Here is a 19,723-nt window from a genome sequence, read left to right as displayed (position 1 = left end):
GGTGCGGCCCCAGTCCGCAGAGCATCACTCCGCAGGTGTCAGCCCGGCAGGCTCACGATCGTGAGTTACGTGCCGCCGCAACCGTTTCCGATACTCGGCAGCTTCACGTTCCTTACGTACGGTGATCCTGGCAACGGTCTGCGCGAGCAACTCCCCCGGATGATGCCGGTGATTGACCCGAGCGGTCCGAGTGGGGTCGATATGCCGGGGCGCGATCCAACCCGTCCGCCCGGGGTACGCCGAATCCTGACCCAGGACAATGGTTTTCCAACCGCCGGGCCCGTCATGCACCAGGCCATGGCAGTGATCGCACGCCAGCGTCTCATTACTCACATCCGTCGGCCCATCCTTGGACCATTCGGTGACATGGTGCACCGCCGAAAGACTCGCGGGCGCATCACAACCCGGGCGTGAGCATCCTCGAATCGAGGCGATCAACGCCAACCGTTGCGCCAAGGTCGCCAGGCGTTTATCGCGCCCGAGATGTAGCGGCATGCCCGCGTGGTCGAACACCGCCAAATAGGGGCGCGAGCGCTCGGCCAATCGCAGCGCCGTCGTCAAGGGCACGGTGCCGCCCGTCGCGGTGGTCGCCACCCCGGCGGCCTCCTCGACCTGATTGATCGTCATGGTCAAAATCGTGGCGACCGGCAGCCCTCGATGCGTGCCCAAGCCGTCGGGGGTGACGCCGGGTTGCAGCAGGGTCAGCAACGCGTCATGGGTGCGCTGGGCGGCGGAGCGCAGGTCCCGCCCGGCGGCCATACGCAACTGGTCAGGATCGATGGAAGTATTTGCGGCGGTGGGACTTTCCGCGTCATCCGGATTGCACATACCGGGGCGCGCGAACTTGGCCAGCACCGGTTCCAGCAGTGCGCAGAACTCCGGGGTCAGCTCACCCTTGATACCGCGCATTCCATCCGCGCGCTGACGCCCCAGCACAATCCCGCGCATGCGCTGCTGATCCTTCTCCTCGATCAATGTCCCATCGGGATCCAGATGCGCCAGAATGCGATTGCCGACCTTGACCACATCGTCCGGCCAACCGGTGCGCGCGTAGGTGACCAACTGGTCCTGCGCGGCCTCACGGTCGGTGGCAGAACACCTGTCGGGCAGGCGATCCATCGCCTTCTCGATCGCCCGCACATGATCAGGCGAGATATCGCCCTCCGCCTGTGCGGCCGCGGCGAGCGCCAGGGTGACCGGCTTCGGTTCGCCTTGCAGGTCGTGCCAGGTACCGAGTTCCTCCGCGGCCTTCGCACGCGCCCCAGCGTCAGCGGAAGACAACCGCAGCGTCTCGATCAGAAATCGCCGCACGGTATCCGCACCGGTGGTCTTCGGCAACTTCCGCTCGGCCGCTTCGATGGTCAACCGGCGCGACACCACCACCAATTGCCTTGCGCAGGTTTCCACTTCGCGCAGTGCCTCGATGACCTCATCATCGGTGAGGTTCAGGAACGAACCCTCCAACAACCCGATGACCGCATCGGAGAGTTCGGTACAGCAGTCGACGCGCAACGGCGGAGCGGAGTCCCCGACCCCGTCTACACTCGCATCTCCCCCACTCGAACTCATGTGCTAATTCTATCAATGAAGATCGCCGAAAGGAACGCGAAAAGCCGTCTGAACTGCAAGTTTTCACTTAGACACGCAGCTGACACGCCAGCCCAGCCGATCGAATATGGCGCGAGGTCGGCGATTTCGACGTCGCCGACCGCTGCGGGTGACGTTATTCAGCGGGGGCGCGGGCCGCGAGAGCGTCCAGGATTGCGACCTGCCCGGCGGGGACTCCGATTCGCATAGTCGTTCCGGCAGTACCGGTTTCGAAGTCGAAGGTGAAGAACGCGCAGCATTGGGATTCGCGGGCGGCCAGATCCCGCGCGGCCGCCTCGGCCTCGGCGGGCAGAGTCAACTCGAGACTGGTGGAGGTTGGTCGCGTGATCGCGCCCACCGCCGTGGCGAAGAGTTGGTCGAACTCCGCGACGCGGGTCGGCTGTTCGACGGTGGGCAGGGTGCATGCGTCCGGAACCCAAGGCGCTGCGGCATTCTCGATTGCCATCCCCCGACGGTAACCCTTTCGACCGGTTACCACCACCCGTGGCCGGGTGCGCGTTCGCCGATCGATATGGCGCGGACATAGCGCCCCCGGGCACGGCATACGCCCGAGCGCAGGGCGCTACGAGGTGCCGGTGATGGTCAGGTCGCGGATCAGCAGGGCGGTGTGCAGGGAGGTTCGGGTCTCGCCGTCGTCCAGGTCCACATCGAGGATGCGCTCGATGCGGGAGAGCCGGTCGTAGAGGGTGGGACGGGAGATGTTGAGGCGCTTGGCGAGCTCGGTCTTATTGCCCGCGAGGTCGAGGAAGTGGCGGAGGGTGCGGGTCAGGTCGGTGGCCTGGCGGATGTCATGTCGCAGTAGTGCGCTCAGTTCGGTTTCGGCGAAGCGCTGGACGCCGGGCTCGTCGCGGATCAGGGACAGCAGGCCGCGAAGGCGGACATCGCCGCTGCGATAGTAGGGGCGGGGCGATGAAGAGCTCAGGGCCAGCGCCACTTCCGCGACGTGCGCGGCCTGCGCCAGTTCGCGGGCGGTGTCCAGCAGGGAGTCCGATTCCGCGCCGACGCCGACCACCGCGCGCTCCACCCCGGAGACGCGGCGGATTTCGCCGAGCATGCCATTGCAGACCACGGTGAGGGTGCCGTCGAGGTCTCCGGTGCGGGAGAGCGCGAGGATCATATTGACGCGATTGCCGTGGTCCGGCGCGGCCAGGGCGGTGACGCGGGCCAGGCCGACGCCGTGCGTGGCGGCGTCGAGAATCGCGGCGGTGCGGCGCTGTTGGGCCACCGGATCGGATTCGACCGGTGCCGCGACATCGATGGCGAGCGGGATGTAGCGCGAACGCCGGGCCAAGCCGAGGGTCGCGGCGAGCGCTACCGCATCGCGTTCATCGGTGAGGCGGCCGGTGATCATATCGTCGATGAAGCCGGTCTGCGCCTGTCGATGCAGGCCGAAGCGGTCGCGCTCCACCATGCGGTGCAGGGTCAGGGTTTGCGCGGCGCGCTCCAGAACCATGCGCGCGCGGGCATTGGGAACGCGGCTGGAGCGCAGGATGAGTCGGCCCCAGCGCTGGGTGTGCGGGCCGACGGGAACCACATTCGCATCGTGATCGGGCAGCAGCCGTGAGGTGGTTTCCCAGTGTTCGAGCAGTGTCGAGGTGGCGGTGTGCCGGGCCGTGGAGGCGAGCACGCGGTGGGTCAGATCCTCCAATACGACGGAGGCGTCGAGCATTCCGGCGGCGGTCTTGACGATCTCGGCGAGTGCGGCGCGGCGCACGCTCAGCGCGGTGAAGGTCTCGTGCACGGTACGCGCGAACTCCAGCTCCGCGTATTGATCCGCCACGATGACGCGGTGCACCGCCTCGGTGACCTCGACGAAGCGCACCACCTGTGCGAGGGCGACCACCGGCAGGTTCAGCCGGTCGGCGGTCCGCGCCACGATCGGCGACAGCTCCTTCACATAGGTGCCGAGTTCGACGACCAGGCCGGAGACACCGGCCGCGGCAAGGGATTCCAGATATTCGACGGTGGCGGCATCGTCATTGGAGAGCGCCTGCCCGGTGGTGAGGATCAATTCACGACCGACCAGTAGTTTCGCGACATCCGACAGTTCGCTGACGTGCACCCACCGCACCGGCCGGTCCAGGGACCCACCGCCGACGAGTTCCGGCTGCCCGGCGCGCACCACTGGAATCGCCAGGACATCAGCTACGGAGAGGAGCACCGACGAATCGTAATACGAGACCCTCGAGAGCGTACAAAGTGTCGGGGTGCGGCAACGTCAGGATGGTGCAGAGTAGGACTCGGGCCACCGCAGTCCCGCCCCACGACTGTCCGACACCGGCAGTAGCGGCACCCGGATCCGCGCATCCGCCGCCGCGATCTCCGGTAGCCGTGGGCAACGGTTCCGCCCACGCCCGCCTCCGCGGCCCGCCTCCCGTCATGCCGGTGACGGGGGTCGGGCCCATCTCCATATGCCGAGATGAATCCGGCAATGCAGATAGGGCGGGCGGCTACGAATACAGGGCGAGACATCGCCACCGCGGTAACCCGAGAACTTCCATGAATCGAGGAGATATGCAGACCATCGCACACTGGCTCGACGGCAAGCCGTTTGCCGGAACCAGCGAGGCCACCGCGCCCGTGACCAACCCGGCGACCGGTGCGGTGACCGGACAGGTCGCACTCGCCAATATCGCCGACGTGCGCACGGTCGTCGACGCCGCCGTGGCCGCCTTCCCGGCCTGGCGCGACGCCTCCCTCGCCAAGCGCACCCAGGTGCTCTTCCGCTTCCGCGAGCTGCTCAATGAGCGCAAGCAGGAGATGGCCGCCATCATCACCTCCGAGCACGGCAAGGTGCTCTCGGACGCCCTGGGTGAGGTCACCCGCGGCCTGGAGGTCGTCGAATTCGCCTGTGGCATTCCGCATCTGCTCAAGGGCGGGTACACCGAGAACGCCTCCACCAAGGTGGATATCTTCTCCATCCGCCAGCCGCTCGGCCCGGTGGCGATCATCTCGCCGTTCAACTTCCCGGCCATGGTGCCCATGTGGTTCTTCCCGGTCGCCATCGCCGCCGGAAATACCGTGGTGCTCAAGCCCTCCGAGAAGGATCCGTCGGCGGCGCTGTGGATCGCGGCGCTCTGGGAAGAGGCCGGCCTGCCCGCGGGCGTCTTCAATGTCGTACAGGGTGACAAGGTCGCCGTGGACGAACTGCTGGAAAACCCTGCCATCAAGGCGGTTTCGTTCGTCGGCTCCACCCCGATCGCCAAGTACGTGTACGAGCGCGGCACCGCGCACGGTAAGCGCGTACAGGCCCTGGGCGGCGCGAAGAACCATATGGTGGTGCTGCCGGATGCCGATCTGGATCTGGCCGCGGACGCCGCGGTGAACGCGGGCTTCGGCTCCGCCGGTGAGCGGTGCATGGCCATCAGCGCGCTGGTCGCGGTCGGTCCGATCGCCGATGCTCTGGTCGCTCGGATTGCCGAGCGCACCAAGACCATTCGCACCGGTGACGGCACCACGGGCGCGGATATGGGCCCGCTGGTCACCGAGGCGCACCGCGATAGGGTCGCCTCGTACGTGGCCGCCGGTGCGGCCGCCGGAGCCACCGTCGTTCTCGATGGCCGCACCGTCGAGGCCGATGGCGCAGAGAACGGCTTCTGGCTCGGCCCGACCATTCTCGACAATGTCACCACCGATATGAGCGTCTACACCGATGAGATCTTCGGTCCGGTGCTCTCGGTCGTGCGCGTCGAAACCTATGACGAGGCACTGGCTCTCATCAATTCGAACCAGTACGGCAATGGCACCGCCATCTTCACCAATGACGGCGGCGCGGCCCGGCGCTTCCACAACGAGGTCGAGGTCGGCATGGTCGGCATCAACGTCCCGATCCCGGTTCCCATGGCGTACTACAGTTTCGGTGGCTGGAAGAACTCACTCTTCGGCGATTCGCATGCGCACGGCATCGACGGCGTGCACTTCTTCACCCGGACCAAGGCCGTCACCTCGCGCTGGCTCGATCCGAGCCACGGCGGGCTGAATCTCGGCTTCCCGCAGAACAGCTGAGGAGGAACCGCAATGACTCTTCCCAATGGTTTGACGCCCGAGCAGGCGCGCGAACAGGCCGCGCGCGCCTACGAACTCGACCGTAAGCATGTGTTCCACTCGTGGTCGGCGCAGGCGCAGCTGAAGCCGATGGTCGTCTCCGCCACCCAGGGCTCATATGTGTGGGACGGCGACGGCAATCGGCTGCTGGACTTCTCCTCGCAGCTGGTGAACACCAATATCGGTCATCAGCATCCGAAAGTCGTTGCGGCCATTCAGGATCAGGCCGCCAAGCTGTGCACCATCGCACCGCAGCATGTGAACGACGCGCGCTCCGAAGCCGCCCGGCTGATCGCCGAGCGCACTCCGGGTGAGCTGAATCGGATCTTCTTCACCAATGGTGGCGCGGACGCCGTCGAACACGCCGTTCGGATGGCGCGCCTGCACACCGGGCGCTACAAGGTGCTCTCGCGGTACCGGTCCTACCACGGTGGCACCGAGACCGCGATCAACCTGACCGGCGACCCGCGCCGCTGGCCGAATGACCACGGCAACAGCGGAATCGGGCACTTCTTCGGCCCGTTCCTCTACCGTTCGCAGTTCCACGCGAGCACCGAGGCGGAGGAGTCGCAGCGCGCGCTCGAGCATCTCGAGCAGACCATCCTGTTCGAGGGTCCGGCCGCCATTGCCGCCATCGTGCTCGAATCGGTCCCCGGTACCGCCGGAATCATGGTTCCCCCGCCGGGGTACCTGGCCGGTGTGCGGGAGATCTGCGATAAGTACGGCATCGTCTTCATCGCCGATGAGGTGATGGCGGGCTTCGGACGCACCGGAAAGTGGTTCGCCATAGATCATTTCGATGTTGTGCCGGATCTGATCACCTTCGCCAAGGGCGTGAACTCGGGTTACGTGCCACTCGGTGGCGTGGCCATCGCACCGCATATCGCGGCCACGTTCGATGATCGCGCCTATCCGGGTGGTCTCACCTACTCCGGGCATCCACTGGCTACGGCGGCGGCTGTCGCGACCATCAATGCGATGACCGATGAGGGCATCGTCGAGAACGCGGCCGATATGGGCGAGAACATTCTCGGCCCCGCGCTGCGCGAGCTGGCCGAACGGCATCCGAGCATCGGTGAGGTCCGTGGCCTCGGGGTCTTCTGGGCCCTGGAACTGGTGAGCGATCGCGAGACCCGCGAACCGCTCGCACCCTACGGCGGCACCAGCCCGGCCATGACCGAGACCGTCGCCGCCGCCAAGGCCGCGGGTCTGTTGCTGTTCATGAACTTCAACCGCCTGCACGTCGTCCCGCCGTGCACCGTCTCCGAGGCCGAGGCCAAGGAGGGGCTGGCGATGCTGGATCAGGCACTCACGGTTGCGGATTCGCACCTGTAGTAGCTGTTCGCTATAGCGGCCTGTGCGGTGCCCCGCGCAGGCCGCTGGCAAACCCCCGGTAACAAAGCGCACATACGGTGTCTCTACGGTGAACACCGACACAAGCTAGGAGAGCAGTGAGTACGCAGGAACTGCAATTCATCGGCGGCGTCCGCCGCCCCGGGTCGGGTGAGCCGCTGTCCATCACCGCGCCCGCCACCGGCGAGGTCATCGCCTCCGGTGCGAGCGCGAGCATTGCCGATGTGGAGGCCGCGGTCGCCGCGGCCCGCGCGGCCTTCCCGATCTGGTCGGGTATGACCCCCGGCGAACGTTCGGACATCATGCAACGCTGGGCGCAGCTGCTGCGCGAGCGCGCCGATGAGCTGGCCGCGGTCGAAAGCCGCAACGCGGGCAAGCCGATTCGGCTCGCCACCGAATTCGATGTGCCCGGCACCATCGACAATGTCGCCTTCTTCGCCGGTGCGGCACGCAATCTGGAGGGCAAGGCGGCCGCGGAGTACTCCGCCGACCACACCTCCTCGATTCGCCGCGAGGCGCTCGGCGTCATCGGCTCCATCTCGCCGTGGAACTATCCACTGCAGATGGCGGGCTGGAAGATCCTGCCCGCCATCGCGGCCGGAAACACCATTGTGCTCAAGCCTTCCGAGCTGACCCCGCTCACCTCGCTGCTGTTCGCGGAGATCGCGACCGAGGCGGGCGTGCCCGCCGGTGTGATCAATGTGCTCACCGGAGTCGGTCCCGTCGCGGGTCAGGCGCTGGTCGAACATCGCGATGTGGCCATGGTGTCATTCACCGGTTCGACCGTGGTCGGTCGTCAGGTCGCCGCGACCGCGGCGGGTTCGGTGAAGCGAGTGCATTTGGAGCTCGGCGGTAAGGCACCGTTCGTCGTATTCGACGATGCCGACCTGGAGGCCGCCGCGCGCGGTGCGGTCGCGGGCTCGCTGATCAATGTCGGCCAGGATTGCACCGCCGCGACTCGCGCCTATGTGCAACGGCCGCTGTTCGACGAATTCGTCTCGCGTGTAGCCGAACTCATGGATCAGGTGACATTGGGTCCGGTCGATGATCCGGAAACCGATATGGGACCGCTGATTTCACTCGCACATCGCGACAGGGTGATCGGTATGGTCGATCGGGCCCGCGAGTACGGCGCGAAAGTAGTGCGCGGGGGACGAATTCCCGAGAACACCGCGCCGAGTGGTTCCTATTACGAACCGACTTTGATCACCGGTGTCGCACAGGATTCCGAGATCGTCCAGCACGAGGTCTTCGGACCGGTGCTGGTGGTATTGCCATTCGATTCCGATGACGAGGCGATCGCACTCGCCAATGACACCGTGTACGGACTGGCCGCCTCGGCCTGGTCCCGCAATGTGTACCGCACGCAGCGCGCCGGGCGGGAGATCCAGGCCGGATGCGTGTGGATCAACGACCACATTCCGATCATCAGCGAAATGCCACACGGCGGGTACAAGGCCTCCGGCTTCGGAAAAGACATGTCCACGTACTCATTCGACGAGTACACCAATATCAAACATGTCATGTCGGATATCACCGCCGCCGCGCACAAGCCGTGGCACGACACCATCTTCAGCGCCGAATAACACACTTCGACAACCGAATAGAGCCCGACGAGCAGTGCGGCAACCTGCTCGTCGCCCGCGAGGGTGGGCACCGATGACTCTGCTCCATCGGTGTCCGCCCTCGTAGTCGTGCCTACGCATCAGAAACCATGGTGGACAACTGAATTCGTTGCGTAACGTGGATTTTTCAATGGAATCGCTTGATTTGTAACAAGACTATGGAACTATCAGTTCCACACCGCAGCAAGGGCTGCGAACTTCTTTATCCCGTTCCGATGAAGGTGCGACCCTCATGAACAAGTCTCCGGACTCACTCCCTCCCGAGCTGCGCAGCATGCTCTCCGCCCGGCCCTCCCGCCGCGGTCTGCTGCGCGCCGGAGGTCTTATCGCCGCCGCGGGCACACTGGCCGCATGTGGTACCAAGGGTTCGTCCTCCAAGGGCGGCGCGCCCGCCTGCACGCCGCCCACCGATGATTCGGCCACGGAGAAAACCCTCAATTTCTCCAACTGGCCCGGCTATCTCGACGAGGCCGCAGACAATGCCGAAGTGCATCCGACCATGGCGGAATTCACCGCCAAGTCCGGCATCAAGGTCAGCTATGTCGCCGATGTCAATGACAACAACGAGTTCTGGGGCAAGGTCAGCGCACAGCTGACCAACTGCCAGAGCATCTCTCGCGACATCATGGTGCTCTCGGACTCCACCGCGGTGCGCGTGGTCCGCCAGGGGTACACACAGAAACTCGACGTCGCCAAGATGCCGAACTTCGTGAAGAATCTGCACCCCATGCTGCGCGGTGCCGATATCGATCCGCAGAACAATCAGATGGCACCGTGGCAGTCCGGTCTCGTCGGCATCGGCGTGAACACCAATGTCGCCAAAGAGGTGCGCACCATCGATGAGCTGCTGACCCGCCCCGATCTCAAGGGCAAGGTCGTCTGCCTCACCGAAATGCCGGACACCATGGGGCTCATGCTGCATTCGATCGGCAAGAGCGCGGCCAAGTTCACCGATGACGATTACGACAACGCACTCGCCAAGTTGCAGAAGGCCGTTCAGTCCGGGCACGTGCGCAAGTTCACCGGCAATGATTACGTACAGGATCTGGCCAAGGGCGATATCGCGGCCTGTATGGCGTGGTCCGGCGATGTCATCCAGCTCAGCGCCCAGGACCCGAAGATCAAGTTCATCAGCCCGGACGAGGGTCCGATGCTCTACTCCGACGAGGCGCTGATCCCGGTCACCTCCCCGCATGCCGCCAATGCCATGGCGCTGCTGGACTGGTACTACGACCCGGCCATCGCGGCGCGACTGTCGGCCTTCGTCAACTATGTGTGCCCGGTCGCCGGTGCGCAGGAGGAGATGGCCAAGTTCAATCCCGAACTGGCACAGAACGAATTGATCTTCCCCAGCCCGGAAATGCAGAAGACGCTGCAGATCTTCATGTCCCTGACCGAGGCCAAGGAAAAGGACTATCAGTCCAAGTTCCAGGCCCTGACGGGGGCGTGATAATCGACATGTCCGATCAAGACCTGCGTATCGAGGGCGTTTCCAAGAGCTTCGGCGATTTCCACGCCGTCAAGGATCTCGACCTGACCATCCCGGACGGCTCGTTCTTCGCCATTATCGGCGCCTCCGGCTGCGGTAAGACCACCACACTGCGCATGATCGCGGGGCTCGAGGAGCCGACCGCCGGGCGAATCATGTTGGGCGACAAGGACATCACGACGCTGCGGCCGTACCGTCGGCCGATCAACACCGTTTTCCAGAGCTATGCCCTCTTCCCACATATGACCGTCGAGGACAATGTCTCGTACGGCTTGCGGCGCAAGGGAATCAATAAGGGCGATGCCCGCCAGCAGGCGCATCAGATGCTGAAACTGGTGCAGCTGGAGGGGTTCGCGGGGCGCAAGCCCGCACAGCTGTCCGGTGGTCAGCAGCAGCGCGTGGCATTGGCCCGCGCACTGGTCAACCATCCCGAGGTGCTGCTGCTCGACGAGCCCTTGGGCGCACTGGATCTCAAGCTTCGAAGACAGATGCAGCTCGAGCTCAAGCGGCTGCAGACCGAGGTCGGCATCACCTTCGTGCACATCACCCACGATCAGGAAGAGGCCATGAGTATGGCCGATACCGTCGCGGTGATGAACGCCGGCAAACTCGAGCAATTCGGTGCGCCACAGGAGATCTACGACTTCCCGGCCAGCGGTTTCGTGGCCAACTTCCTCGGCCAGACCAATCTCATCGAGGCCGATGTCACCGGTAGCGGTGCGACCGTCAGTATCGACGCGCAGGGCAATCGGCTCGCGGTTCCGGCCACCCGCTGCCGGATCACCGCCGGTGCGGCCGCGCTCGGTATCCGGCCCGAAAAGGTCGCTCTCGCAAGTGATCCCGAGTCGGTGCCGGAGGGGCGCGCACACGTCACCGGTGTGGTCACCGACGCCATTTTCCTGGGTGTCTCGACCCAATACCTGGTCAAGGCCCCGTGGGGTCAGGAGCTCACCGCGCAGGTGCCCAATGCCGGACCCGGCAATATGATCGCGCCCGGTTCCCAGGTCGCGGTGCACTGGCATCCCGAGCACGCGTTCCTACTCGGGCGGTCGTAATGCCCGCAGTCCTGCCCGCCGCCACGGCCGCCGCGGCCCCCGTGGCCGCACCGCGCGGAAAGCGCGGTCTCACACCGTATCTGCTGCTCGCGCCCGGCATCATCTTCCTGCTGGTGTTCTTCGCGGTGCCGACGGTCCAGCTGCTCGCTGCCAGCATGTACGACCGCACCGGGTCCATCGAAACCGGTTACGCGCAGACGTTCTCGCTGGACAATTTCAGCTACGCGTGGAATCTGTATCAGCCGCAGATCTTCCGGTCGCTGACCTATTCGCTGATCGCCACCGTGCTGTGCATCGCTATCGGCTATCCACTGGCATACGCCATCGCGCTCAAGAGCGGGCGGTGGAAGAACCTCATGCTGATCCTGGTGGTCGCACCGTTCTTCACCAGTTTCCTGGTGCGCACCTTCGCCTGGAAAGCCATTCTCGCCGATACCGGTCCGCTGGTCTCGGTGCTGCGGGCGATCCATCTGCTCGGCCCGGACGGGCGACTGCTGGCGACGCCGGTCGCGGTGATCGCGGGCATCGTCTACAACTTCCTGCCGTTCACGGTGCTACCGCTGTACACCTCACTGGACAAGCTCGATCCGCGACTGCTGGAGGCCTCGGCCGATCTCGCACACGGTCCGGTGCGGAGCTTCCTGCGAGTTACCCTGCCGCTCACCATGCCCGGCATCGTCGCGGGCACCCTGCTCACCTTCGTGCCCGCCACCGGTGACTATGTGAACTCGCAACTACTGGGCAATACGAGCACCACCATGATCGGCAATGTCATCCAGTCCCGCCTGCTTGTGGTGAAGGATCTGCCGGTCGGCTCCGCGCTCTCGGTCGTGCTCATGGTCGCGATTCTGGTGCTGGTGATGCTGTACCTGCGTAAGACCGACACCGACGAGGTGGTGTGAGATGGCACGTCGACTCTGGGCCTGGATTCGGGCCAATGCCGTTCTCGTACTCGGCTGGGTGATTCTGGCGTACATGCTCGCGCCGATCGCGGTGATCATTCTGCTGTCGTTCAATCAGCCCGGCAGCCGCAACACCACGTATTTGCTGGATCTGCACGACTTCAATTTCACGCTGCGCAATTGGACGCATATGTTCGATCCAGCGGGGTTGAAAGACGCGCTCATCATGAGCCTGTTCATCGGTGTACTCGCCGCGATCATCGCGACCGCACTCGGAACCGGAATCGCATTCGCGCTGGCCCGCTACCGTTTCACCGGTCGCTCCGCGGTGCAGGCGCTCATCTTCGTGCCGATGGCCACGCCCGAGATCGTTATGGGCTCTTCACTGCTGACACTGTTCATCGGATTCGGTATCCCACTCGGTTTCTGGGCTATCCTCATCGCACACGTGATGTTCTGCCTCTCGTTCGTCGTGGTGACCGTGAAAGCGCGGCTGGCCGGATTGGACCCGAGGCTCCAGGAGGCAGCGATGGACCTTTACGCGACGCCGTTCCAGGCGTTCCGGTCCGTTGTCCTGCCGCTCGCCTGGCCCGGCATCATGGCCGCGGCGCTACTGGCGTTCTCGCTGTCATTCGACGATTTCGTCGTCACCAACTTCACCTCCGGCACGACCGAGACGTTCCCCATGTATGTCTGGGGCATCAACCTGCGTGGTATCCCGCCGCAGGTGAACGCGGTCGCCAGCCTCACCTTCCTGCTCTCGCTGGTCTTCGTCATCGCCGGGCAGCTGCGTAACCGCCGCCGCTCGGACGATCGCGCGTCCTTCAGCTGAGCTTCCCGCAAGCCGCCGGGCCCGGTCGTATCGACGACCGCCTGGCGGCTTTCGCGTACCCCCGAACCAACACAACAGTGAGTTGGGCCGTACGGCCGGACCGTGCGGCTAGAGAGAAGGAGTTGATCGGCCATGCAGGCCAAAGGAAGCAAACTGTTGGCGTCGGCACTCTCCGAGGCAGCGCCGACGCCGTTCTGGACCGACCGGCCGGAGCGTCCGCACCCCAATGATCCACTGACCAAGGCCACCACCGCGGATCTCGCGGTGATCGGCGGCGGGTACAGCGGATTGTGGACGGCGCTGCTGGCCAAGGAGAGGTTTCCGGATGTCGACGTGGTACTCGTCGAATCCGCCATATGCGGGCACGCCGCCTCCGGCCGCAACGGCGGCTTCTGCGCGGCGAGCCTGACCCACGGCCTCTCCAATGGTGTGGACCGCTTCCCCGACGAGATCGACACCCTCGAACGGCTGGGCCGGGAGAACCTGGACGCCATCGAGGCCACCATCCGCCGCTACAACATCGACTGCGACTTCGAGCGCACCGGTGAGCTCGAGGTGGCGACCATGCCGCACGAGCTGGAGTGGTTGCAGGAAAGCCATGACGCCGCAGTCGAACTCGGCTACCGCAGTGAACTGCTCAGCGCGGAGGAGGTGCAGGACCTCGTGCACTCCCCCACCTACCTCGGCGGCTGGTGGGATCGCGACGGCGTCGCCATGCTCGATCCGGCCCGCCTGGCGTGGGGTCTGCGCCGCGCCTGCCTCGAGAAGGGCGTGCGCATCTACGAGGGCACGCCGGTGCAGCGGATCTCCAAGTCCAAGGGCGGCACGCTGACCCTGCACACCCCGCACGGTGAGGTGCGCGCACCTCGGGTCGCATTGTGCACCAGCGCCTTCCAGGGTCCGCTGGCCAAGGTGTCACGCCACGTGGTGCCGGTCTACGACTACGCGCTCATGACCGAACCCCTGACCGCGGAGCAGTTGGACTCCATCGGCTGGGGCAAACACCGCATGGGCCTGGGCGATGCCTCGTACCGCTTCCACTACTACCGCCTGACCAGCGACAACCGCATCCTGTTCGGCGGCTACGACGCGATCTACCACTACAACGGAAAGATCGCGCCCGCACTGGATTACAACGAGGCGACCTTCGAAACGCTGTCCAAGCACTTCTTCCAGACCTTCCCGCAACTGGACGGCGTCCGCTTCACCCATCGCTGGGGCGGCATCATCGACACCTGCGGCCGCTTCTGCGCCTTCTTCGGCAAGGCGTACAAGGGCAAGCTGGCGTACGCCGTCGGCTACACCGGATTGGGTGTCGGCGCTACACGATTCGGCGCGGAGGTCATGCTCGACCGGCTGTGGAACCTGGACACCGAACGCACTCGCCTGCGCATGGTGAAGTCCCGCCCGCTCCCGATGCCCCCGGAGCCGTTCCGCTCCATCGGCATTCAGCTCACCCGCTGGTCGCTGGCCCGCGCCGACCAGCGCGGCGGTAAGCGGAACCTGTGGCTGCGCGCCATGGACGCGACCGGCCTGGGCTTCGACAGCTGATCCACAACTGAATACCGCACGGCCGCAATCGAATTCACCGATTGCGGCCGTTGCGGCAGGTCATCGCACGAGTGCATCAGCGACTGCTTCGAATGCGCCCAGCACCGGATTTCGCCCGAGTACGGCACGCGCCCCCGGCAACCGCGGATCGAGCAGGCAGGTGGCGACCACCGCATCGACTACTTCCGTCCTCCGCGCCGCAGCCTCGTAGGCGAGCATTCCGCCCATGCTCGCACCCATCACGACAAGTGGCCGCGGATCAGCCGCCTTCTCCGCGCGGACCAGATCGGCGATGCACTCGACCCAATCCGAATAGCGAACGCCGACCGATGGCACCCGCGTCTTTCCATAGCCAGGCAGATCCGGCACCGCGACCTCGAAGCCACGCTCCGCCGCGAGCGCCGCGAACGGCCACAACACCGCAGCGTGACCACCTCCGCCATGCAGCAACAGCATTCGCGCGGGGGCCTCCGGCTGCCGCACCCGTTCGATGTGAACGTCGCGGTCCCGCCACCGCCAATAGGTCGACTCCGGCCGGGCGTCCGTATTCTTCAAAAGTCCCGTGGGAAGGCATCGCGCAGTTACGACAGCTCGAAGAGCTGGCCGCCGCCGAGGTGGAGTTCCACCTGCGGCGACTGGGCGTGGGTGGAGCAGACCCGGGATTGACTGCGCTACTTATGGTTCAAGGGGTCGAGGCGCAGATACACGGGACCGTTCTGCGGCCGCCGACGGGGCGCACGTTCGATGAATGCGCGCAAGCCGTCATCGACGGCTGCGTCCGCTCGCTCACATGTCCGACGTGCATGTAATGGCGCTGGTGAAGGTCGAGTGGACACCTGCGTGAGTGCGTGAATATCCAGTTGAGGTCGGAGGGCGCGGAAGATTCGGATCGCTGCGCGGGCCTTGAACTCGCATTCGCGGACTATTGCTGGAAGACCTCGTCGAGGCTCGTTGCGGTGAGCACCGAGGCCGTCCAGCTTCGTAACTGCGCCGCATCCGCGGCACGAACGGTGGCAGCGGTCTCGGCGGGCAGCGGACCGAACTTCAGCGCCAATAGTTCGAGGACAGTCTCGGCGCGGCCCTCAGCACGGAGTCGTTGTGCGGTTGTCACGATGACCTCCTTGGCGTGGGGACCGAGTCGGTCGATAACAGGTCCCAGATCGGTATCGCTGGTTTCGCCGACAGTAAGAATGTACGTCACCACGCACTCGAGGTCATCGGTACCGCCGGGTGCGGCCAGCAACGCCCGCAGATCTTGCAGCAGTGGCAGTAACTCGGTATCGAGGTTCGGATTGCCCGCGGCGATCTTCAATAGCACCAGCATCACCCGGGCCGCGGGGGTCAACTCCCGCGCACATAGGGCCGGGACCGCATGTGCGGTGAGGTCGTCGAGCAGAAAGCGGAAACGGGGCAGGTAATCACCCAGCGCGTCTCGGGTGGCAGGGTCGATATCGATCAGGTCGGCCAGCTCGGTCGGAGTATTCCAGCGGCGCCCGCGCCGGCTGGCGTGCACCACCAGCGGAATCACCGCGGGCACCGTAACGGTGCCGGGGTGTTCGCGCACATACCGGTTCCAGATCCCGACCAGATACTCCACCAGCCGCATCGGCATCAGCGGGTCCGATCGGCTTTGATGCTCGACCAGCAGATAGATGTACGCCTCGTGCCCGTCCAGGCGGGTTCGAAAGAGCAGGTCGCTGTATCGGGAACGCAAATGCTGGGAGACGAAGCTGCAGGGCTGCAACACCAGCGTGTCCCAATCCAACCGCGCAGCAACCGCCTTCGGGAGCATCGTGCGTAACTCACTGGCGGCGTCAGCCGGGCGGGCCAGCACCTGACGGAAGTAGGCGTCATGCGGATTGGACGGCGAGTCGGCCATGACCGGGCAAGTTACCCTCAGAATGGCTGCGACACGCAGGTTTTCACCGCGAGATACCCCGGCTACAGCTCGGCAACCATCGATGGCCGCGCTCGCTCGCGAGCGGTGGGGTCAGGGGGTGCGCAGGATCAGGACGGTGATCTCACTGGGGGCGAAGACGCGGAGCTGCGGACCCCAGAAGCCCGTTCCCCGGCTGGTGTAGAGCTGGGTTTCGCCGTGGCGGCTCAGGCCCGCTACGACGGGCTGGTCGAGGCGGACCAGATAGCGGAAGGGCCAGATCTGGCCGCCGTGGGTGTGGCCTGAGATCTGTAGGGCGACACCGCCTTCCACCGCGTCGGCGATTTGTTTGGGCTGGTGGGCCAGCAGGATTACCGGCAGCTCGGGGTCCGCGCCGGCGAGTGCGGCGGGGAGGTTCGGGCCGTGGCCCGCGAGCGAGGTGCCGGTGGGGTCGTCGATACCCGCCATGATGAGGCGGTCGCCATTGCGTTCGATGATCTCGTGCTGGTTGCGCAGGGGCTGCCAGCCGAGACCTTCCATATGCTCGATCCAGCCGGCGGCGTCGCCGAAGTATTCATGGTTGCCGGTGATGTAGAAGCGGCCGAACTCCGCGTTCACCTTGCCGAGCGGGTCGACTTGAGCGCGGCGGGCGGCCACCGAGCCGTCGGCCAGATCGCCTGCGTGGCAGGCGATATCGGGGCGTAGTTCGTTGACGATCTCGACTACGCGCTCCGACCAGCGCAGCCGGTCGGTGGCGGCGTAGTGGGTGTCGGTGACCACGACCATGCGCAGGCCGTCGAGACCGGGGGCCAGTTTCGGAATGGCGACTTCCACGGTCTCGACGCGGGGAATACGCCTGGCTTCGTAGATTCCCCAGACCGACAGCACGGCCGAAATCGCAAGGACGCCAAGGGCTACCACGCGAGACCGGGCCGGATCATCGACACCGGCGAGGATCAACACGGTGCGGACCACCGCGCCGATGACCGACCAGCTGAACAGCACCCACATCACACCGAGGGCGGTATCGCCGATCAGAGCGGCCGTATCCGATTGCCGCGGACCGTGACCGGTGAACATGGCGGTGGGCAGGCCGATATAGCCGAGTACGAAAAGCGCCGACAATGCCCAGAACACCGCACCGGAGGTGGTGGTGAAGACCAGCACCCACCAGGGGACGAGGAAGAGCAGCGCCGGAATCACCAGCATCAGGGCCTGGCGGGGAATCCTGTTCAACAGAAGTACGTCCTCATGGAGCCATGGGCACTGATCGATCCACAGCGCCGTCAACCCCCCGCACCGACGATACCCGTACCGGGCAGTAGTGGCTGGGCGGCGAGAACGGCCGCGACGCGCCGCCGCAACACGATTGGTCGGATGACACCCGGTCGGGAAGGATGGCGAAGGTGAGCGATCTGACCTCCAGCCGGACCAACCCGGCGCTCGATGACATCTCCAAGCGGATCATCGCCCAGCTACAGGAAGACGGGCGGCGCGCTTACGCGACCATCGGCAAGGCGGTGGGCCTGTCCGAGGCGGCGGTGCGACAGCGGGTGCAGAAGCTCTCCGATGCGGGCGTCATCCAGATCGTCGCCGTCACGGACCCATTGCAGGTCGGACTCTTCCGGCAGGCCATGATCGCCATCACCGTGGACGGTCCGGTGCAGGCGGTGGCCGATGCGCTCTCCACCATCGACGAGATCAACTATGTGGTGGTGTGCGCGGGGCGCTACGACATCCTCTGCGAGGCGGTCTGCCCGGATGACGAAGCGCTGCTCGATCTGGTCTCCAATCGGATTCGGGCGCTCGCGGGGGTGCGGCATGCGGAGATCATGGTCTACCTGAAATTGAACAAGCAGACCTACAAGTGGGGCACCCGCTAAATTTACAACGAAATCCGAAGCTGACAATCTTGTAACAACGAAATCGGTTGCTGAACCGGTTCAGATATGGGATAACCGAAGGGATACCAGACTTCGAGGAGTCCCACCATGACCGCCACAGCCGAGCCCGTCCACGCCGACGCCGCCCGCGTCGTCCGTGACCATCTCTGGATGCACTTCGCCAGCCACAACGGACAGGATGAGGCCGACACCCCGGTCATCGTCCGGGGTGAAGGTGCATACCTCTATGACGACAAGGGCAAGCGCTACCTGGACGGACTGGCCGGACTCTTCGCGGTGCAGGTCGGACACGGACGCGAGGAGCTCGCCGAGGCCGCGGCCCGGCAGATGCGGACGCTGCCGTACTTCCCCATCTGGGGTTACGCCCATCCCCCGGCCCTCGAATTGGCCGACCGGCTCGCGGCTTCCGCGCCGGGCGATCTCAATCGGGTGTTCTTCACCGTCAGCGGCGGCGAATCCGTCGAGACCGCATGGAAACTCGCGCGGCAGTACTTCAAGGTGATCGGCAGGCCCACCAAGCACAAGGCCATCAGCCGGTCGATGGCTTATCACGGCACCTCACTGGGCGCACTGTCGATTACCGGAATCCCGGGCGCCAAAGCACCCTTCGAACCGTTGGTTCCCAGCACCATTCGGGTGCCGAATACGAACTTCTACCGCGCCACCGAGCACACCGACGCCTACGACGCCTACGGGCTGTGGGCGGCGGACCGCATCGAAGAGGCCATCCTCATGGAGGGCCCGGACACCGTGGCCGCGGTCTTCCTGGAACCGGTGCAGAACACCGGCGGCTGTTTCGTCCCGCCGCCCGGGTACTTCCAGCGCGTGCGCGAGATCTGCGATCGGCACGATGTGCTGCTCATCTCCGATGAGGTCATCTGCGCGTTCGGGCGGCTCGGAACCGCCTTCGGCGCACAGCGTTTCGGCTATCAGCCGGATATGATCACCACCGCCAAGGGGCTCACCTCCGGGTACGCGCCGCTGGGCGCGGTCATGATCAGCGATCGGATCATGGAGGCGTTCCAGCGCACCGAGAGCATGTTCATGCACGGCTCCACCTACGGCGGACATCCGGTGTCCTGTGCGGTGGCATTGGCGAATCTCGACATTCTCGAGAACGAGGGCCTCTACCAGCATGTGCTCGACCATGAAGACGCCTTCCGCACAACGCTTTCCCAGCTGAACGATCTGCCCATCGTCGGCGAGGTCCGGGGCGCGGGCTTCTTCTGGGCCGTCGAACTGGTCAAGGACAAGAACACCCGCGAGCGCTTCACCGATGAGGAATCCACCCGCATCCTGCGCAACCACGTCTCGCGCGAACTCTTCGCCAACGGCCTCTACTGCCGCGCCGACGACCGCGCCGAACCGGTGATCCAGTTCTCGCCGCCGCTGATCTGCGGACCGCAGCAGTTCCAGGAGATCGAGCAGATCGTCCGCGGGGCACTGTCCAGCGCGTGGAAGCTGCTCTAGCCCGCCGTCATGCT

General features: G+C 65.2%; 16 protein-coding genes. 10 read left to right on the top strand and 6 right to left on the bottom strand.

What is annotated here, in order from left to right; all coding sequences use genetic code 11:
- Positions 1 to 24: 24 nt before the first annotated feature.
- From OHB26_RS22255 to OHB26_RS22245, 3 genes are all read right to left on the bottom strand, one after another.
- Positions 25 to 1,569, bottom strand: a complete 1,545-nt coding sequence (locus OHB26_RS22255) for an HNH endonuclease signature motif containing protein (RefSeq protein WP_330179203.1) — start codon at positions 1,567 to 1,569, stop codon at positions 25 to 27.
- Positions 1,570 to 1,723: 154 nt separating this feature from the next.
- On the bottom strand, positions 1,724 to 2,053 hold the full coding sequence (locus OHB26_RS22250; protein ID WP_330179202.1) for a hypothetical protein: 330 nt from the start codon (positions 2,051 to 2,053) through the stop codon (positions 1,724 to 1,726).
- Positions 2,054 to 2,170: 117 nt separating this feature from the next.
- Positions 2,171 to 3,769: a PucR family transcriptional regulator gene (locus tag OHB26_RS22245; protein ID WP_330179201.1), complete on the bottom strand. Its 1,599-nt coding sequence runs from the start codon at positions 3,767 to 3,769 to the stop codon at positions 2,171 to 2,173.
- A gap of 353 nt (positions 3,770 to 4,122) precedes the next feature.
- On the opposite strand from OHB26_RS22245, the gene OHB26_RS22240 reads away from it, so the two are divergent.
- The 8 genes from OHB26_RS22240 (at position 4,123) to OHB26_RS22205 (ending at position 14,459) form a co-directional block, all read left to right on the top strand.
- Positions 4,123 to 5,613, top strand: coding sequence for a CoA-acylating methylmalonate-semialdehyde dehydrogenase (locus OHB26_RS22240; protein ID WP_330179200.1), 1,491 nt, complete (start codon positions 4,123 to 4,125; stop codon positions 5,611 to 5,613).
- 12 nt (positions 5,614 to 5,625) lie between these two features.
- A complete protein-coding gene (locus tag OHB26_RS22235) occupies positions 5,626 to 6,987 on the top strand; it encodes an aspartate aminotransferase family protein (protein ID WP_330179199.1) in 1,362 nt (453 codons plus the stop codon).
- Positions 6,988 to 7,103: 116 nt separating this feature from the next.
- Positions 7,104 to 8,591, top strand: coding sequence for a gamma-aminobutyraldehyde dehydrogenase (locus tag OHB26_RS22230; RefSeq protein WP_330179198.1), 1,488 nt, complete (start codon positions 7,104 to 7,106; stop codon positions 8,589 to 8,591).
- A 271-nt stretch (positions 8,592 to 8,862) separates the two neighbouring features.
- A complete protein-coding gene (locus OHB26_RS22225; protein WP_330179197.1) occupies positions 8,863 to 10,080 on the top strand; it encodes an ABC transporter substrate-binding protein in 1,218 nt (405 codons plus the stop codon).
- Positions 10,081 to 10,088: 8 nt separating this feature from the next.
- A complete protein-coding gene (locus OHB26_RS22220) occupies positions 10,089 to 11,174 on the top strand; it encodes an ABC transporter ATP-binding protein (protein WP_330179196.1) in 1,086 nt (361 codons plus the stop codon).
- A complete protein-coding gene (locus OHB26_RS22215; protein ID WP_330179195.1) occupies positions 11,174 to 12,076 on the top strand; it encodes an ABC transporter permease in 903 nt (300 codons plus the stop codon). The genes OHB26_RS22220 and OHB26_RS22215 overlap by 1 nt, the downstream gene beginning before the upstream one ends.
- 1 nt (position 12,077) lies before the next feature.
- A complete protein-coding gene (locus tag OHB26_RS22210; protein WP_330179194.1) occupies positions 12,078 to 12,908 on the top strand; it encodes an ABC transporter permease in 831 nt (276 codons plus the stop codon).
- Between the two features lie 132 nt (positions 12,909 to 13,040).
- Positions 13,041 to 14,459 (top strand): NAD(P)/FAD-dependent oxidoreductase, encoded by a 1,419-nt coding sequence (locus OHB26_RS22205; protein WP_330179193.1) that lies wholly within the window; start codon positions 13,041 to 13,043, stop codon positions 14,457 to 14,459.
- Between the two features lie 60 nt (positions 14,460 to 14,519).
- On the opposite strand, the gene OHB26_RS22200 is transcribed toward OHB26_RS22205, so the two are convergent.
- The 3 genes from OHB26_RS22200 to OHB26_RS22190 all read right to left on the bottom strand — a co-directional run bounded on the left by OHB26_RS22200 (position 14,520) and on the right by OHB26_RS22190 (position 17,571).
- On the bottom strand, positions 14,520 to 15,014 hold the full coding sequence (locus OHB26_RS22200) for an alpha/beta hydrolase (protein WP_442942697.1): 495 nt from the start codon (positions 15,012 to 15,014) through the stop codon (positions 14,520 to 14,522).
- Between the two features lie 367 nt (positions 15,015 to 15,381).
- A complete protein-coding gene (locus OHB26_RS22195; protein WP_330179192.1) occupies positions 15,382 to 16,338 on the bottom strand; it encodes an Rpn family recombination-promoting nuclease/putative transposase in 957 nt (318 codons plus the stop codon).
- Positions 16,339 to 16,449: 111 nt separating this feature from the next.
- Positions 16,450 to 17,571, bottom strand: a complete 1,122-nt coding sequence (locus OHB26_RS22190; RefSeq protein WP_330179191.1) for a metallophosphoesterase — start codon at positions 17,569 to 17,571, stop codon at positions 16,450 to 16,452.
- Between the two features lie 161 nt (positions 17,572 to 17,732).
- On the opposite strand from OHB26_RS22190, the gene OHB26_RS22185 reads away from it, so the two are divergent.
- Together OHB26_RS22185 and OHB26_RS22180 are read left to right on the top strand one after the other, a co-directional pair.
- On the top strand, positions 17,733 to 18,218 hold the full coding sequence (locus OHB26_RS22185) for an Lrp/AsnC family transcriptional regulator (RefSeq protein ID WP_330179190.1): 486 nt from the start codon (positions 17,733 to 17,735) through the stop codon (positions 18,216 to 18,218).
- 108 nt (positions 18,219 to 18,326) lie between these two features.
- A complete protein-coding gene (locus tag OHB26_RS22180) occupies positions 18,327 to 19,709 on the top strand; it encodes an aspartate aminotransferase family protein (RefSeq protein WP_330179189.1) in 1,383 nt (460 codons plus the stop codon).
- Positions 19,710 to 19,723: the final 14 nt, after the last annotated feature.

This window comes from Nocardia sp. NBC_01503 (genome assembly GCF_036327755.1).
Taxonomy (GTDB): domain Bacteria; phylum Actinomycetota; class Actinomycetes; order Mycobacteriales; family Mycobacteriaceae; genus Nocardia.
The sequence above is the reverse complement of the archived record's forward strand: the minus strand, read 5'-3'. Positions and strand labels throughout refer to the sequence as shown.

Bases quoted from the DNA above. Each gene is read 5' to 3' on its own strand.
- OHB26_RS22240 (WP_330179200.1), top strand. From the start codon at position 4,123: ATGCAGACCATCGCACACTGGCTCGACGGCAAGCCGTTTGCCGGAACC.
- OHB26_RS22250 (WP_330179202.1), bottom strand. From the start codon at position 2,053: ATGGCAATCGAGAATGCCGCAGCGCCTTGGGTTCCGGACGCATGCACC.
- OHB26_RS22220 (WP_330179196.1), top strand. From the start codon at position 10,089: ATGTCCGATCAAGACCTGCGTATCGAGGGCGTTTCCAAGAGCTTCGGC.
- OHB26_RS22185 (WP_330179190.1), top strand. From the start codon at position 17,733: ATGGCGAAGGTGAGCGATCTGACCTCCAGCCGGACCAACCCGGCGCTC.
- OHB26_RS22180 (WP_330179189.1), top strand. From the start codon at position 18,327: ATGACCGCCACAGCCGAGCCCGTCCACGCCGACGCCGCCCGCGTCGTC.
- OHB26_RS22255 (WP_330179203.1), bottom strand. From the start codon at position 1,569: ATGAGTTCGAGTGGGGGAGATGCGAGTGTAGACGGGGTCGGGGACTCC.
- OHB26_RS22225 (WP_330179197.1), top strand. From the start codon at position 8,863: ATGAACAAGTCTCCGGACTCACTCCCTCCCGAGCTGCGCAGCATGCTC.
- OHB26_RS22235 (WP_330179199.1), top strand. From the start codon at position 5,626: ATGACTCTTCCCAATGGTTTGACGCCCGAGCAGGCGCGCGAACAGGCC.
- OHB26_RS22195 (WP_330179192.1), bottom strand. From the start codon at position 16,338: ATGGCCGACTCGCCGTCCAATCCGCATGACGCCTACTTCCGTCAGGTG.
- OHB26_RS22210 (WP_330179194.1), top strand. From the start codon at position 12,078: ATGGCACGTCGACTCTGGGCCTGGATTCGGGCCAATGCCGTTCTCGTA.
- OHB26_RS22205 (WP_330179193.1), top strand. From the start codon at position 13,041: ATGCAGGCCAAAGGAAGCAAACTGTTGGCGTCGGCACTCTCCGAGGCA.
- OHB26_RS22215 (WP_330179195.1), top strand. From the start codon at position 11,174: ATGCCCGCAGTCCTGCCCGCCGCCACGGCCGCCGCGGCCCCCGTGGCC.